The organism is Sediminitomix flava, from assembly GCF_003149185.1.
In the GTDB taxonomy this organism is placed as follows: Bacteria; Bacteroidota; Bacteroidia; order Cytophagales; family Flammeovirgaceae; genus Sediminitomix; species Sediminitomix flava.
This window is the reverse complement of the sequence record NZ_QGDO01000010.1, coordinates 81678-99085: the sequence shown is the minus strand read 5'-3', so window position 1 is coordinate 99085 and position 17408 is coordinate 81678. Positions and strand designations below refer to the sequence as shown.

Below are 17408 nucleotides of genomic sequence, written 5' to 3'. Positions count from 1 at the left end.
TATTGAGATTTCCGGAAATCGTTAAAATCAATCTATAAGAAGATTGAGCTGTGTTCAAGGAAATTGGGTTACAATTGAGGGTACAAAGGAGATGTCATTCGTCGAAAAGGGGTACAGAAGTGGTGTTTTCAGCCTTAAAAGCCGTTCATTGGTAGACTAAAGGGGGTACAGGCTAATCCTAATATTTTTTTGAATTATTCTTTAAGAATAGCTAAATTAAGTTGAAGTCAAATGAAAGACCGATCTAAAATTAGATACTGTTTATCAAAGTATTATTTACGAAAAGCAGGTTTATAACTTTTACGTCAGGTATACAATCACACTAACAAATTCTTGTTTATCAAGAATCATACATCCCCCAAAAACAACATGTATCAATTACTTTTCTATCTAAATGAAAAGGATGGCACCAAAGGTATGTTACTACCTTTTTTACTTTCCATTTTTTGTTTTCATCAGACGAGTGTTTTTAGTCAACACCAATCACTAAACTTAAAGAGTATAGCTGCATCAGAAGGACTTTCCCAAAGTGATGTTTATGCTGTCTGCCAAGATGCGACTGGCTTTATGTGGATTGGAACAGATGATGGACTAAATCGTTATGATGGTTACGAGTTTTCGATTTATAAGAACAATCCGTCAGATTCAAGTAGTTTAAGTTTTAATGCGGTCAGAGTCATTTATGAAGATAGTGAACAGCAATTGTGGATTGGAACTCACGCCGGATTGAACTTATACAATCGTCAAAATGATAATTTTAAAGTATATGGATTAGATGATGGGCTCACAAATATTGATGTTAGAGCTATCAAGGAAGATTCAACAGGAAACCTTTGGATTGGAACAGCTGGAGGAGGATTATTTTTTAAACCCAAAGATAGTCTTTCTTTCTCTCCTGCTATTTATGAAGCACTTTCTGATAAGCAAATTACCTCATTAGAAATCGATGCGAAAGGGCAGCTATGGATTGCAACAACCGATGGACTTTGGTTTCTCAATGCTGAGAAGAATTATCAATTACAACACGTTTTGTCTGATCTAGAAATTAGATCATTACAAATTGATCAATACCATAACCTATGGTTAGGAACTTATGGAAAAGGATTATGGTGTGTACATACCCATCAAAATAACTTCCCTATAACTAAAATAGAACGTAATCTTTCTAGCAAAGAGATTTTAAACCTAGAACTAGCTCATGATGGAAATTTGTGGATTGGAACAGAAGGTGGCGGTTTACAAATCCTAAATACTAAAAGTAAACAACTCATCTCAACGACCTTTCAAACAGAAGATGATATATCTGCTCAGACAATCATTAGCTTGTACGCTGATACTGATAGAAATATTTGGATTGGAATCTATAGTTATGGTTTAAAGTTTTTTAGTCCAAACATTCCTTTTCTACACTACCAACACTTACCTTATAACACAAACTCAATTAGTGATAATAAAATCACGGCTTTCTTTGAAGATCAAAATCATGATTGGTGGATAGGTACGGATGGTGGAGGTTTAAATAAATACAACCCTGAACTTGGACTTTTTAGCTGTTTTAGACATCAATTTCAGAATGAAAATTCACTGAGCAGTAATCATGTTATTTCAATAGATCAAGACAGTAGTGGTTACATTTGGGTTGGAGCTTACAAAGGCGGATTGAACCGATTTGACCCTTTAAAAAATGAGATAAAGCGCATCAAATCTAAGTCTGAAATAAAAATTGAAAACCAACATATTTGGTCTCTTCTCATTGCAAAAGATCAAAGGGTTTGGTGTGCTACAAGCAATGGGGTCTTAGTTTACGACCCAAAAACAGAAGAAGTAATACAGTATAATTCATTAAATGGAAAATTAAGTCATAATGATACTCGTAAGGTATTTCAAGATATAAAAGGAGATATTTGGGTAGGTACCTTTAATGGCTTAAATAAATTTATTCCTGAGCGAAATGAATTTGAGCAATTCTACCTTTCAGAAGAAAAAGCAATGCCTGCCAAAGGAATAATTAGCATTTTTGAAGATAGTAAATTGAATATTTGGATTGGTACTTTTGGGGCAGGGCTATATAAATTTGATCGTAGTCAACATAAAATCATTCCTTTTGAGCTTCAAGATCAATTAAATAATCACGTCATCTATAGCATTGAGGAAGACCAATATCAAAACTTATGGATATCCACCAATGAAGGATTAAGTCTGTATCATTTTAAAGAAAAATATGTTGAAGACTTTACTGAAGTAGATGGCTTACAAGATGGTAAGTTTCAAAGAAGTAGTTCTGCTAAACTACAAGATGGAAGATTAGTGTTTGGGGGAATTAATGGGTTTAATGTGATAAACCCTAAAAATATGGAGAGAGAATTCAATTTAAAAGCTCCTTGTTTTACTTCTTTTAGCTTGTTCAATAAAGAAATAAATCATTATCATCATGACTCACCCTTGCACTCTCAACTTCATGTTTTGGATTATATTCAATTAGATGCAGATGAAAAAGTCTTTTCTGTCGGCTTTTCTGCACTTAATTATTTTCAATCTTCCAAAGTAAACTATGCTTACCGCTTAGATGGTTTTGATGAATCATGGAATTATATCGGGAGTAAAAGAAATGCTACTTATACCAATCTGCCTTATGGAAATTATACCCTCAACGTAAAAGCCTCCCTTGACCCTAATTTTGCAAAATCAAGTCCCGAAAGCACAATAGTGATTAATGTTCATCCACATTTTTGGGAAACTCTACAGTTTCAAATTGCAATGCTTCTTTTTGCCACTTTAATCATAGGAGTTATTTATGAGTCAAGGGTTAAATATTTAAAGAAAAGAGCCAATCAACTCAATGATTTAGTGATAGATAGAACAAAAGATCTTGAACTACAACAAGAAGAAGTTTTAGAACAACATAGGAAATTGCTAGATGTGGAGCATGAAAATGGAGAACTCTTACAACGACAGTTGGAGGAGAAATTATTGTTCAAGCAAAAGGAATTAACCACGCATACGCTACATACAATTCATAAAAATGAGCTTTTGAAGAAACTCAGAGATACACTAACTTTAATAGCTAAAAAGCCAGAGGAACATTCTCGGAAGGTATTGAAAACGCTCATTCGTGAAATTGACGAAAGCTTTGAATTGGATAAAGATTGGGGCAAGTTTTTCGATTTGTTTAGTGAAGTACATGCTGATTTTATTCACGCACTTCAAAGTAATTATCCACAACTAACACCTTCTAATCAAAGACTTTGTTATCTCTACAGAATGAATTTATCCTCCCAAGAAATTGCTCATACACTTGGTATCTCGTTGAACTCTGTCAAAGTAGCAAGACATCGCTTACGAAAGAAGCTATCTTTAAATGAGGGGGAGAGTTTGACTGAATTCTTAGATGATTTAGGGTAGTATATATTTAGGTTTATCTATAGTTGTTAATCCAATAAATTGGAGATTTATACACTTGCAGGTATACTCACCGATGATTCATTATTCATATAAAAACAAGACCAATTATTTGTGTTTTGTGCTGTGATTCTACCTAAGGAAATCATATCATAGATGTCCTTCCGTTCAAAATTATCAATGGCATAGCCCAATTCGTAATTTGGTCGTATTACTTTATACTTTATAATTCGTTTATCATCATTAGATGTGAAATTCGCATGCTGGACAGGGACTAATGAGTGCAAAGAACGTAATTCTTCAATATCATTATTTACAGTTTCATTTACGGTAATATCCATTATTCGTGTAATTAGATGCATCAGATTTCCCGTATGTAAGTTTTTATTTGAGATATCTTGAGACTGACAAACAATAATGATGATCTCGTCTGCCCCTTTATCAATGACATATTTGATTGGCGCAACATCCCGTAAAGCTCCATCGTAATAAGGCGTCCCTCCTACATAGGTTGTTGGCATTACTATCGGGATGGTAGCACTTGCGACAATCCCTTCTACAAGATTATTGGACAAGGCATCAAAATAATCAACTTTACCTGATACTAAATCTACAGCTGCTGCAGAGAAATCGATAATACTTTTACGCACATTTTCGAGTGAAACATTCTCTCTAATGAAATTTTGAATAGGATGTGCAGAGACTAAACCATTAAATCGGTTAGTCATGATTTCATAGATGATTTGCCTTCTATTTTTCTTCACCATTACTGATGAAGGGTCTATGAATTGTTTCATCCAAGTTTGAGCTACATATTCCCCAATCTCTTTCCAATCAAATTCATTATTTAATCGTCCAATCTCACTAACCATCACACCTCCATTAATAGAACCTACTGAAGTACCATGAATAATATCAGGCTCAAAACCACTATCTAATACTTGCTGAATGGCTCCTGCTTGAAATGCTCCAGTAATGGAACCTGCACTTAAAACGAGCGCTTTTTTTCCCATAAGAATAAATTAAAGGGTTACGAAATACAGATTTCTAAATGTAATATTACATGGTATAACCCTTCTTGATTATTGAGTGAACGGTAAGATTTTATGAGTAAATGGTAACGACCTTCATTGAAGAGTGAATGTTTAATAGAATGATTGATCTCAACACACATGACTCACTAAAGCCTCTCTTTTCTCTATTTTTAAAAATCCTGAGAACGAGATTGAATGCAATAAAAAAGAGCTACGAAATATTGATTTCATAGCTCTCCAACACTAGAATTATTCTTACACTAAAATTACTTTAATTTCACTTGTGCTGTTTGAAGTTTAGCGCCTAATTCAATACTCCTTTTTAATGGAGCCGAATTACCTACTGTTATCTTGATAAGTCCTTTGGGAACAATTTTTTCTCCTTTTTCATTTATCACCTGTCTCATCTCTGGTGTCACAGTGAAGGCTATTTTTCTAGATTCTCCTGCTTCTAAGCTCAACCTTTGGAAATCTTTGAGCGAATGATTCGGAGCTTTAAATTTTACAGGATAATCGGATATGTAAAGTTGAATCACTTCTTCAGCCTTTAATGTGCCTTTATTTGTCACTGTCAGTTCTACTTCAATATTTTCAGATGATTTATAAGCTTGATCTTTGATGGATATAGAACTAAACTCAAAATCAACATACGACAGCCCAAAACCGAAAGGATATAATGGGTCTTCATTCATGTAACGATAGGTTCTACCTATCATATTATAATCATCATAAGTAGGAAGTTGATCTAGACTTTTTGGAAAAGTGATTGGTAACTTCGCTGAAGGAGATGCTTCACCGAAAATAATATCTGCAATAGCTTCTCCACCTTCTTGACCAGGATACCAAGCAAATAGAATTGCATCTGCTATTTCTTCCAACTCAGGCAAAGCCATCGGACTCCCTCCTGTCAGAACGACTATAAGTGGATTGTTTTTATTCTTTGATTTTATTTTTCTCAGATAATCAATCTGATTTTTTGGGAGATTAATATCTAAACGGTCTCCTTTAGTTGAAGAAGCCAAAGCCTCACCTTCTTCTCCCTCTAATAAACCAGAAATTCCCATAACAGCTATACAAGCATCTGCCGAAGCCGCCGCTCCTGTAGTCCAATCTATCGGGTTTACATTAGGTCTGTCTAATAGAATCCCTTGCTTATAGTTTACACTTGTACCTAAACTCACCTTACTTACTATGCCTTCCAAAATATTAGTTTGGTTAGCACTCACGCCATAGTAATTACCTAACAACACTTCTCCAGAATTTGCGTTAGGCCCTAATACATAAAGGGTTCTAATGTCTTTTTTAAGCGGAAGGACATTCTTTTCATTTTTTAGTAAAACTACCGATTTCAATGCTGCTTCATAGGCAAGCTGTCGGTGACTTTTACATTCTACAGTATCTGGGCTAACATTATTGTAAGGATTCATATCAACTGGATCAAATAAACCCAATTTGAAACGAGTCTGTAATAAATTTTTTAGACGATTATCTACTATTTTTTCAGAAAGTAGACCTTGCTCTACCGCTGCTACTACATTCTTATCATAAATGCTCCCACAATTTAAATCTGTTCCAGCATTGATGGCTGCGGCAGTAGCTTCCACTGCATTTGAATGAGTTTTATGATTGGCGAAAAAGTCATAAATAGCTCCACAATCAGAAACTACATGTCCTTCAAACTCCCATTTATCTCTTAAAATATCTTTAAGCAAAATAGCACTACCACAGGCAGGGTCTCCGAATACACGATTATAAGCGCCCATTACTGTTTCTACTTTCGCTTCTTTCACCAACACTTCAAAAGCAGGTAAATATGTTTCATTCAAATCTTGAATCGTTGGTACAGCGTCAAAAATATGTCGGTCTTCTTCGGGCCCAGAATGTACCGCAAAATGTTTTGCACATGCAGCCGCCTGTAAATATTTTGGATGGTCACCTTGTAGTCCTTTCACAAAGTTGAGCCCCATCTGTCCAGAAAGGTATGGATCTTCACCATAAGTCTCTTGTCCTCTACCCCATCTTGGGTCTCTATAAATATTTACATTTGGAGACCAAAAAGTTAAGCCTGCATACTTACTTCTGTTATTCATCTCTTGAGCTACCAAAAACTTAGCTCTTGCTTCAGCTCCTATTGCTGTAGAAATTCGAAATAATAAATCACGATCAAAGGTTGAAGCCAAGCCAATTGCTTGAGGAAAAACAGTAGCTCTTCCATTTCTAGCAACTCCATGTAAAGCCTCATTCCACCAATTATACTCAGGAACTTGCAAGCGAGGAATACCTTTACTCTGATCAATCATCTGAGTCGCCTTTTCCTCTAAAGTCATCGCTTTTAAAAGTGCATCAATACGTTCCTCAGTATCTCGATTAGGATCAAGCCAAATAAACTCTTCTTGAGCCAACACTTGTGTAGAATAGGATAGAAAAAATGCGAAAAAAATATATCTGAATGAAAATTTCATAGCTATATCGGTTTGATATAAAAAATGGATCTTATCAAAAATAGTATTCCCACTATTTCATTCACATGATACTTGTTCCCAATTAGAGGGGGAAATTGACATGACGTAAAAATGAAGTAGTATTTTATTGCAAAAGAGAGCTTTGTCACAAACGATAGTTAAAATAGCTTCGATTAAAAGACAGCTAATTCTAGAAAGAAAATTAATACCCGCTTTAAAGTAGTTTTTGACACCTTATATGAGAGCTAAAAATGACATTTTCATACATACGATAATCCCATTGACTAACATTGATATTTCTGAGGAGTAAAAAATAGTATGAAATGAAAAAAAATAATGTCACTATAAAAGATATTGCCAAAGCCCTAAATGTAACACCATCCACGGTTTCAAGGGCCTTAAACGGCGGTGGAAAAATCTCAGATAAAACTAAGCAATCTGTATTCAAACTTGCCAAAGAATGGGGGTATCAACCAAATTTAATTGCGAAAAATCTTCAAAGAAAATCATCCAAAACAATCGGTGTTATTATCCCTGAATTCAATCATAACTTTTTTTCTACTATGCTTCACGGAATTGAATACCGAGCAAGAGCTTTGGGCTATCAATTGATGATCTCTAGCAGTGGAAGAAAATATGATATTGAAAAAAAAATATCACAAGAGCTCGCGAACTCTAAAGTTGATGGTTTACTCATAGCATTATCACAAGATACAGAAGATTACAGCTTTTTAAATGAAATTGTAGAATCAGGAATACCCATTGTCTTACTTGATAGAATCTGTGAGGACCTCGATACTTCTACCGTCATTACAGACGACTTTTCGGGTGCATTTGAAGCTGTAAGTTATTTACTAGACTCGGGGTGTTCCAATATCTTACACCTTAAAGGTGAAGAAGGAATTTCTACTACATTTAACCGTTATATGGGATATGTAGAAGCGCATAAAAAAAGAGGATTGGAAGTCAATTCAGGACTCATCATCAAACATGCTGAAAAAGAAGTCATTCAACAAGAACTGAAAAATACGCTAAAAAGAGTATCTACACCCGATGCAATTTTTGCTTGTAGCGATTATCTTGCCTTTATCGCTTTAGAAACTGTGAAAAGTCTAGGGTTCAAAATCCCAGAAGATATTTCTATCATTGGTTATGCCGACGAACCCGTAAGTACGTATACTAGCCCCAAATTGTCTACCGTAAAACAACCAGCTAATGAAATTGGGAGAAAGGCCGTAGACTTACTTTTTGATAAAGAAGCATTAGAGAAACCACAACTTACACTGCTCGAAACTCAGCTTGTATTAAGGGAGAGTACTTTATAGAAAAGGTGGACTAAAAATTCACTTTTTAATCCACCCATTTTGAAATAGATATTATTAAAGCGTCTTCAATTCTTGGAGAGCTTCTCTTTTTCTCAAGTCAATTCCATTTAGTACAACAGGAATGTCTTGTGCATAATTTTGGATTAGAATCTGTACATCTGAATCTCCATCACTGTAAAAACTTAAATTAGCTTTTGCAGGATACAAATTATGCAATTTTCCACTAGTTGGCTCGATGGCTGGTACAGCCAATCTTTCGCCATTTGCATCTTTTACGATAAGCTGATAGGTATTCAGTTTTTTCTCTAAAATAGCTAGACCTTTCACTTTAGCCAGTACTTTTAAGGAGTGATGATATGTGCTCAAATCATATTTTCCTTTTGGCAATCCTTCAAACGTTAAGATCAGATAATCTTTCTGAGCAGCCACAGCCGCATCCATTGCCAAATAAGGTTGGTTACCTAAGAGTCCAAATGCTGTTGTCCAAGATGGTTTTCCTGTACTAGTTTTCACATTCATTTTAGCCTCATTATAAGCTGATAACTCGTAGCTTTCTTTTTGATCACCCTCCCAGCGTTCATAATCAAACTGCACTAACTGTTCTTTTCCTCCAAAATCTACTCTTACGATTGGATAATCATAAACTTCTTTGATTTCTTTGGCACGAATGTCTTTATTATAAGCAATTGTTTTGCCTTTCAGGGTTGCTGTTTTCAAGCCCTTTGCTTTAGCTGTAATCTTGAAATCACCTGCTTTTTGAGTTGAGCGTAAAATAATAGAGGCTGTTCCCCAATATGCTTTGTTCGGGTTGGCTCCGATTTCGGCATCTCCCACTAAAATACCTTCACCTTCTATACTAAAAGTTACCATAGAAGTATCCGCTACAACATGATTTCCTTCTTTATCTAAAACATACGCTCTGAGCATTCGCATATCTGAACCACTCGCTTGCATTGTTTGATTTTGCTCCTCCAACTCAAGTTTTAACTGATAAGCTTTGCCAGCTTTATTCAGGGTATATTTTGCTATTTCTTGTCCTCTGATATATCCTTTAGCTACCAAATCACCTTTTGTTTCATTCAATTGGAATGTATATGATGGGTGTTTACAGAAACTCCTTGTTGGATCGGCATCGGGTTTTTGCTTTGCTACTAGTTTGCCATTATTGTATAACTCAACTTCATCACAGTTACTAAACACATGCACTTTTCCTGCTTTACTTGCTCTTTCATCAGCGATGTAAACCATAGGTGTTTCTGTCATCTCAGATTTGTACCAATAATTCACAGGATTTGGAACACGATAAATTGAGAACGGTCTTCTCACTTGCATTCCCCAATCTTTTTGGAAAGAGAAGTAATCGTGAGCAGTCCAAAGTGCTACACCAAAACGATTAGCTGAAGCTCTTGACCTTGATACTTCATATTGATTTCTGTAAGACTCATCAGAACTCCCATGTTCACACAAGAATGAAAAATCATCTTCGGTTACTGGCATATTCTGATAATCCATAGGTGTATAAATATCACAAATACCAGAATGAACTGGCCCTGTCCAAGGAGCACCATTTGAAGCTGTCAATCTATATGGATCTTCTTCTTTACAAGCATAATGCAAACGCTCTACGGGTCCTCTATGATTTAAACCGCCACTCCAAAGTAGAATTGAAGGATGATTCCTATGATTTCTGATCATAATCCTTGTAGCCAACTCCAAATTATCAAACCACTCTCCTTCTACAAAATGAATCCAAGATGGTCCTTCTTCAATCAATAGAATTCCTAGTTCATCACAGGCTTTTATAAACTCATCATCATGCGGATAATGTGCTAGTCTTACTACATTATAGCCTGTTTCCTTAAATTGTTCTGCATCTTTTCGGTGAAGTGCATTAGCCACAGCATCGCCTACAAATGGGTAAGCTTGATGTTTGTTTACTCCAATCAACTCTACATTTTTACCATTTAGTAAAAAGCCTTTACCATCAATAAACTCGAACTTACGTACACCCAAAGAATTTTCAACAACATCCATCAGTTGCTCGCCTTGATAAACTAAAGTTTGAACACGGTACAAATAAGGATCTTCAATTGACCATAAATGAAGGTTCTCCGTTATCCCTGTGGTCTGTGAGAATGTATGTTCATTATTCGGAAGAACTACTTTTTCAGATGACAGCTTACGTATTACATAGCCGTCTTTATCAATAATCTTTTGTACAATTTTACAGTTTACATTTTGCGAGGAAGTATTTCGAACTGTAGATCGAATATTAACCGTAGCATTATTTTTCTGAACTGAAGGTGTCGTTATAAAAACACCTGCATAAGTATCTTCCCAATCATAAGTGAGATGTAATGGATTTTTTACGACCAAGTATACATCACGATACAAACCACTAAATAATAAATAATCTCTTCGATCTCCATCAGGTGGAATAGTTGGGTTATAACGATTATCTACACTCAGTACAATTGTATTTTTTTGCCCTTTTTCTACGAAATCAGTGATATCAAAATGAAAAGGAGTGTAACCACTCACTTTATGCTCTCCTACATAAGTACCATTTACCCAAAGTTTGGTATGCTGATGCGCACCTTCAAATTCTAAAAATACTTTTTGAGAGTTTGTTGCCTCCACTAAAAGCTCTTTTCTGTACCAACCAATATATCTATGGAAAGTCTCTTGATAAGAACTATCTGTACTGTTATCCAACTCATTCGATGAAAGCTTCATACTATGGGGTACATTAACTACTTCCCAATTACTATCATCAAAATCCGATTTAGAAACTTCTTGCTCAGATAACTCTCCTCTAAAAAATGTCCAAGAAGCATTGATATCTAATTTTGTACGTGCTTCTCGTGTTTCTGTTAATGATTGTGCTTGCAGATGCTCTGCCACCATAAGGCAAAGAATAAACAAGCCTAATAAGGCTATTTTTTTCATGTGTTCAGCTTTTAACAAAATCCGATATTACACTCGCTAAAGTAGTTAAAACTCTAGCGAGTGTAAGGGATAAAATCATGAGAAAGAAAGGGGGTTATTTACTTAGTTGAAGTTTATGATCGTGTGCACCTTCTGCAAAATTACTTCTAAATACTTTTGTACCATCTGCTTTTTTACCCCAAACTACTTCTACTCTTCCATCTCCAAGTACAACATTGATCAACTTTTCTTTCATTGTCATTGCTATATGCTTATACTTCTTATCGAAAGCTAAATTTTTAATTTCATGTGGATCTTTGGAAGTATAGTATAAACAAGGGTCCAATTCCTCATAACTCGCATTTAACGCCCACTCCATATTTTCACCTCGTTTTTTGTTTGGCCTGCTTTGAATCGAGAACATGAAGTTTTTGGTTCTGATATATGCACGTGGCCCCGTTACTGCATGATTCTCTCCTACTACGTAATCTCTCAAAGAGACTGTTTTGTCTGCTATTTTTGCCATATCAAAACCGTCCAAATGATTGTATGTTTCAGCGTCCAAGTTTGCTCCTGCCGCTGAAAGAATTGTGGGTGAAATATCGACAAACTCAGTAAATTCTCTTACCACTTTTCCCTCTGGGAATTTCTTTTTATCAGAAGAAACTACAATGATCGGGTTATGGCTATCTATTTCCCAAGGGGTGAACTTAGAAACAGAACCATGATCATTCAACTTCCATCCATGATCGCCACAAACATATACAATCATCCACTCTTGCTTGTTACTCTCGCTATACTCAATAAATGCATCTACTGTCTCTCCAATTAGTTGATCTCCATAGGCACAAAAAGCGAAATAGTCTTGAATCATCGTCAACTTTTCTTCATCTGTCAAGCTATCAGAGTAACCTCGCATTACTTGATTTCTGAATTGCTTTGGCATTGTCTTGAGTTCTTTCTCTTCAAACTCAGGTATGTTGTATGTATATTTTTTGAAACGTTCTCTGTAAGAAGCTGGAGGCAACACAGGCGTATGAGGAAAATCAAAACCAATATGACAGAATAGTGGTTTTGAACGATCCACGCCATCAAAAGTACGACTACCAACAGTGAATTTTTCTTTTTCATTCTTCAGATAATCTACAAAAACTGAAGCATAATACCCATCTCTTGTTTTACCTGCCGGTTGAGGACTCACCCCTGCCAAAATACTAGATTTGTATACAGATTTTGGACCTTTCTTTTTATTGTAATGTCTCAATAAATCATATTTTTCGTAGGCTTTTGCTGCTGAACCTTTATACTCTGGCCTCAACTCTTCCAACTCCTTAGAACTATACTCAAACGTTCCTTCTGGTGTCACAAAAAACTCTAATGATTTAATAGGCTTTTCCAATTTCTCTCCGTTAAGAGTTGTTGTCCAGCTTTTCCCCCAATCTGTCAAACCATCTTTTGCCAATCCCTTAAAATCAATATCAGTTTGATAAATTTGATGGGATTGTACCTTACCATTTTCCTTTACATTTTTCACCCTCACCCCTAACTTTCCGATATGTAAGGTCTGATAGCCCAAATCAGCCATCTGTTCAGGCAAAGTCGGTCGGGTATGTTCTGCATTGTTATTATGATATTCAAATTCATAAATACCAGACTTGAAAGGGTATCTACCATAATGCATAGACGCTCTTGATGGAGCACAAGCCGCTGCCTGACAATAAGTATTGATAAAAGTAGTACCCATATCTGCCAATCGATCTACATTGGGTGATTCTGTATAACCTAACTCACTCATCTCCCGATTGTGGAGCATTTTATTAAATGCTTTTACGGTATCATATCTTTGGTCATCGGTCAAGAGCCAAAGTACATTGGGTTGCTTTTGAGCAAAAACAGTATTGGTACAAAGTATGAAGCAATACAGTAAGCTTATTATTTTTATTGGGGATTTCATAGTTCAGCTTTTAAGAAAAAATCTATTCGTTTCCTCTTCAAAATTAGAAAATTAGCATAAGTATAAGGCTGAAGAATTGTAGCAATTCAGCGGTGTAAATCGTAATTATTACAATTATACCTATTGCTAAAGCTAGTTCTTGGAAATTGTATTTAAAAAATAGAATACCTAGTCAAGATGACTGTAAAGAAAATAATTTTGTGAGAAGACTAATTTTAAGGATTAAAGTACCGCGATAATACTCCCCCATGAACATAGTGAAGTAGAGTTATATTTTACCAATAAGTAAAAAATCCTACTCTAATGTTTAAGAGTAGGATTTGATCTATACAAATTTGATTTGATTACATCTCTAGACCAATCACTGTAATATCATCTCTCTGTTCTTGAGACTCCATGAAATGTTTAAGCTCATTTTCTATTAAAACTTGTTGCTCATTTGTTGTAGAGTTTGAAAGTAAGCCAAGAAGCTTCATGAAACGTTGTGTTCCATATTTTTCATTCTTAGGACTATTCTGATCAGCAAATCCATCTGTTGCTAAGTAAAGGTAATCACCAATAGAAAGGGTCAACTCTTGAGTTTCAAATTCACCTTTATTTTTCTTTGCTAATCCACCTATTCTCTTTCTACTACCCTTCATTTGCTCACATTCTGTTTGCCATCTTCTTACAATATAAATACTAGATTTTGCACCGCTAAATCTTACTTTGTAAGTCATATTAGCAGACTTTTGGATAACACAGATTGATAAATCCATCCCATCGGTATTGTGTCCATTTTCTTGTTTCAAGCTTTTTCTGATATTTTCGTTAAGTGCCTCCAAAATTTTAGAAGGTTCTTCCAACTGTTGCTCTCTTACAATCTTGTTCAAAATACTAATGCCAAGCATAGATAGTAAAGCTCCTGGTACCCCATGTCCTGTGCAGTCAACCGATGCGATGAATAGAGTATCATCATTTTTTCTATAAGACCAAGTAAAGTCTCCAGATACAATATCTCTAGGTTTTGAAAAAATAAAATGATCCGAGACAAAGCCTTGAATATGTAATGATGTTTGCGTCATCAACTCTTGGATGGAGTGAGCATAACGTAAACTTTCTTTGATCGATTTATTTTGCTCAAAAAGGATACGATAGGCTAATATATTTTCTAGGGCACTGGATAAATATGAGGTCATTGACTTGATAACTCGTATTTCCCGAGCGTTAAAACCTTTCGTGAAATTACTTTTCAGATATAAAACACCAATGCTTTTGGCTCTTGATACCAATGGAATATAAAGACTAAAGCCTTTTTCTTTCGACTCCTGATTAATCTCCTTATTTGTACTAAAACACTGAACAACCGAATCTGACTTGTCTTTAGTTAGACTGAGCATACTGTCTATTTCCTCGCCATCTTCAACTTGTACATAACGGATTACATCTTTTCGCTTCTCTTGAATAGCAATTCCTAACTCTTGGTAATTAACCAATTGAGAAAGTTCAACTTTTAAGATCTTTATAATCTCATCAAATTGGTGTTTATTTACAATTAACTTCCCTATCTCAACTACCAAGTTAAAATCTGCATAAGAAACTTCTAGTTCTTGATGTTTTTCTTCCAAATGATCTCTATTGGCTTCAACCTCTTCGTTCATTTGTCTTAGCTCTTCGTTCTGCGCTAAAATCTCCCCTTTTTGTTCCAATATTTCAGAAGTTCTTTCTTCTACTTGAAGCTCAAGTTCTTTTTTCTGTTCTTTCAAGGCACTCATTCTCCACCTTACGCCCAAATAACTAAGTAAAATAAGAATCAAGAGCCCTATAGCTCTGTTTATCGGGTTTTCATACCATCTCGGATAAATTGTGATATCTAAAATTGCAACATCGGACCAAATTTCGTTACGTCCTTTTGCTCTTACTTTTAGTTTATAATCGCCATGACGTAAACCCGTACTGTACACAATACGGCGTTGACTTTCCAAAGATTGCCAATCATCATGATATCCTTCTATCATAAATTGATAATTGAGTTCATCTTCTTGGTAATAGGTATCGAAAAATGAAATACCCAAGTCATTTTGATCTGCCTCCAACTCCAATCTTTCCACTTCATTCAAAACTGTTTTGAGTATTACTCCTCCATCTATTTCTTTTCCTACACCAACTTTCTTTCCCTTTAAAAATAGTTCATTAAACTTTACTTCAGGTTTGTTGTAACCAACAGTAAGTGTACTTGGGTCTATATAAGCTAGCCCGTGAGAAGATGCAAAATAGACAATCCCATTCTTATCTTTAATCACTCCTCTTGGCTTAATGAGCATGAATTCCTGATTTTTAAATGGCTTATAACTTGTCACACTCTCCTTTTCGATATCCATTCTAAAGACAGCTTTATTTCCAGCAAGCCATAAATGACCGTAGGTATCCTCAGTCATGCCCATTATATCTTTTTCAGAAAAAACTCCCTCTCTAAGGTAAGATTTCATCTCACCCGTTTCTTGATTTATCAGTTCATAAACTCCTCCCCCCAAAGTGGCAATCCAAACTCGATCTTTACTGTCAATAAAGATATTGGTGACCATCTCTTTTCCTAAGTGATTCTTCTTTTCAGAGTTTGACTTAAAATGCTTGATTTCAACAACTTTACTATTTTCATCTAATGTAATTCTTGATACTCCTTGGCTTCGTGTCCCTACCCAAAGTTGATTCTTATTAGCATCAAATTCTACTACAGTAGTTCGTTGGGTCATCAATCCTTCTTTAAGTGTCAATGGAATCACTAGATTTTCTTTGGGCTGAAAACAAAAAGCCCCTGTATTTTGAGTAGCTCCCCAAACATAACCATTGTGATCTAAAGTGATGTCTTTAACCTTTTGAGTAGTATGTGACAATACATTACTTTTTTCAAAATCGGGTGAGGCCTGTTCAAATGATACATTATTATCTGATTTGTATCTAATCTTACCAAATCCTTTATTGTGAGTGGCATACCAATATTGACCATTTTTCCCCTTTATAATTTCAGAAATAAGCCCTCCTTCTAGACCACTATTTTTTTGTGTGTAGTTGTGTATTCTCCTACGAAATGGGTCATATATGGACATGCCTAAATCATGACCAACCATAATCTTGTTATTGGTCGGAAACACATAACTCAAATTTTGATTTGAAAAGCCCAATTGATCTGAACGAGTTACTGTATTAAATAACGGGCTATGAGGGTGATAGTAAGCAATACCTCTATTACTAGATACCCAAATTCCTCCTCCTTGATCTTTTTGGAGGTCAAACAATTCGATTCCTTTTACATTTCGTGAGAGATCATAAATTTTAATGTATTCTCTTTTAGAGATATCAAAAAACCCGACATTGCCTAATGGGAAGATAACCCACAGATTACCATCATACTCAAGCATATTTCTTGCTGATGGTGTATTTGATTTCTTCTTTGAACCAGCCTCGAAAGTAAAGTTCTCTTTATCAGTAACTAGCTGAATTCCTTTGTTTGTCCCTATCCAAATTTGTCCATCTTTACTCTGATAGAGATGTGTAATTTTTAAACTTTTCCCTTGATACGCTAATTTGAATTTATCAGTACCTCTGGGTAATCTAAAAACCCCATTGGATGATACTACCCATAAATCATCTTCATTGTCCATATAGATGTCGTACAGACTATGTACTTGCCCCCCATCTAAAAGCTCAGATAGATTTACTTCAGAATAAAACTCAGGTGTACCATGCTCATCTAAATAAATTTTAGCAATAGACTTGAAACCTTGTAGCCAAACTATATTTCTCGTTTGGTCATAGAAACCAAATCCCATATTAAAACGTTGGAAATCTTTCGTTTCATTCTTATCCTTGAATGGTAAACTTTTTATAGCATAAACTTCTTCTGTGAGCGGGTTCAATACATTGATTCCCCCTCTGTGTGTACCTAGCAATACACGAGAATCAGAAATTTCAACAAAAGAAGTAATAACATTAGAACTCAAAGTTTTTTCTTGCCCTACTTCTCTTTTTATACTCTTAAATTCTTGTCCATTAAATAGATTCAATCCATTTGAAGTTGCGATCCAGATTCTTCCCAACTTGTCTTGATATGTTGCCTTTACATGTTGTTGATTTAGTCCATTCAAAGCACCATAAATATCACCATGCCATTTTTCTCTTCTTTGTGCATGAGTATTTAAAGTACTCATCAGTACAATACATAATAGTAAATGAATTGTTGTTTTCAGTCTTTTCATAGTCATAATAGTGGTAAAAAATTGTCGTTAGTGTATGAGTGGTAATGCTGTTTTGAATCAACATTTAGTCC

General features: G+C 35.2%; 7 protein-coding genes. 2 read left to right on the top strand and 5 right to left on the bottom strand.

The genetic code is table 11. From position 1 onward, the window contains the following. Positions 1-369 precede the first annotated feature (369 nt). Positions 370-3402: a two-component regulator propeller domain-containing protein gene (locus BC781_RS23850; protein WP_109622769.1), complete on the top strand. Its 3033-nt coding sequence runs from the start codon at positions 370-372 to the stop codon at positions 3400-3402. Positions 3403-3449: 47 nt separating this feature from the next. Here BC781_RS23850 and BC781_RS23845 read toward each other — a convergent pair whose 3' ends face one another. Both BC781_RS23845 and BC781_RS23840 read right to left on the bottom strand, forming a co-directional pair. Next, positions 3450-4412, bottom strand: a complete 963-nt coding sequence (locus tag BC781_RS23845) for a patatin-like phospholipase family protein (protein ID WP_109622767.1) — start codon at positions 4410-4412, stop codon at positions 3450-3452. Between the two features lie 287 nt (positions 4413-4699). Continuing rightward, positions 4700-6895, bottom strand: coding sequence for a glycoside hydrolase family 3 C-terminal domain-containing protein (locus BC781_RS23840; RefSeq protein ID WP_109622765.1), 2196 nt, complete (start codon positions 6893-6895; stop codon positions 4700-4702). Positions 6896-7218: 323 nt separating this feature from the next. On the opposite strand from BC781_RS23840, the gene BC781_RS23835 reads away from it, so the two are divergent. Continuing rightward, entirely contained in the window at positions 7219-8220 is a 1002-nt protein-coding gene (locus BC781_RS23835) for a LacI family DNA-binding transcriptional regulator (protein ID WP_109622763.1), read from the top strand. A gap of 54 nt (positions 8221-8274) precedes the next feature. Here BC781_RS23835 and BC781_RS23830 read toward each other — a convergent pair whose 3' ends face one another. The 3 genes from BC781_RS23830 to BC781_RS23820 form a co-directional block, all read right to left on the bottom strand. Then, positions 8275-11169, bottom strand: a complete 2895-nt coding sequence (locus BC781_RS23830) for a glycoside hydrolase family 2 protein (protein WP_109622760.1) — start codon at positions 11167-11169, stop codon at positions 8275-8277. 94 nt (positions 11170-11263) lie between these two features. Continuing rightward, entirely contained in the window at positions 11264-13102 is a 1839-nt protein-coding gene (locus BC781_RS23825; RefSeq protein WP_109622759.1) for a sulfatase-like hydrolase/transferase, read from the bottom strand. Between the two features lie 344 nt (positions 13103-13446). Beyond that, complete coding sequence (locus BC781_RS23820; protein ID WP_158281573.1) at positions 13447-17337, bottom strand: two-component regulator propeller domain-containing protein; 3891 nt, start codon at positions 17335-17337, stop codon at positions 13447-13449. Positions 17338-17408: the final 71 nt, after the last annotated feature.

Bases quoted from the DNA above. Each gene is read 5' to 3' on its own strand.
- BC781_RS23850 (WP_109622769.1), top strand. From the start codon at position 370: ATGTATCAATTACTTTTCTATCTAAATGAAAAGGATGGCACCAAAGGT.
- BC781_RS23845 (WP_109622767.1), bottom strand. From the start codon at position 4,412: ATGGGAAAAAAAGCGCTCGTTTTAAGTGCAGGTTCCATTACTGGAGCA.
- BC781_RS23840 (WP_109622765.1), bottom strand. From the start codon at position 6,895: ATGAAATTTTCATTCAGATATATTTTTTTCGCATTTTTTCTATCCTAT.
- BC781_RS23835 (WP_109622763.1), top strand. From the start codon at position 7,219: ATGAAAAAAAATAATGTCACTATAAAAGATATTGCCAAAGCCCTAAAT.
- BC781_RS23830 (WP_109622760.1), bottom strand. From the start codon at position 11,169: ATGAAAAAAATAGCCTTATTAGGCTTGTTTATTCTTTGCCTTATGGTG.
- BC781_RS23825 (WP_109622759.1), bottom strand. From the start codon at position 13,102: ATGAAATCCCCAATAAAAATAATAAGCTTACTGTATTGCTTCATACTT.
- BC781_RS23820 (WP_158281573.1), bottom strand. From the start codon at position 17,337: ATGAAAAGACTGAAAACAACAATTCATTTACTATTATGTATTGTACTG.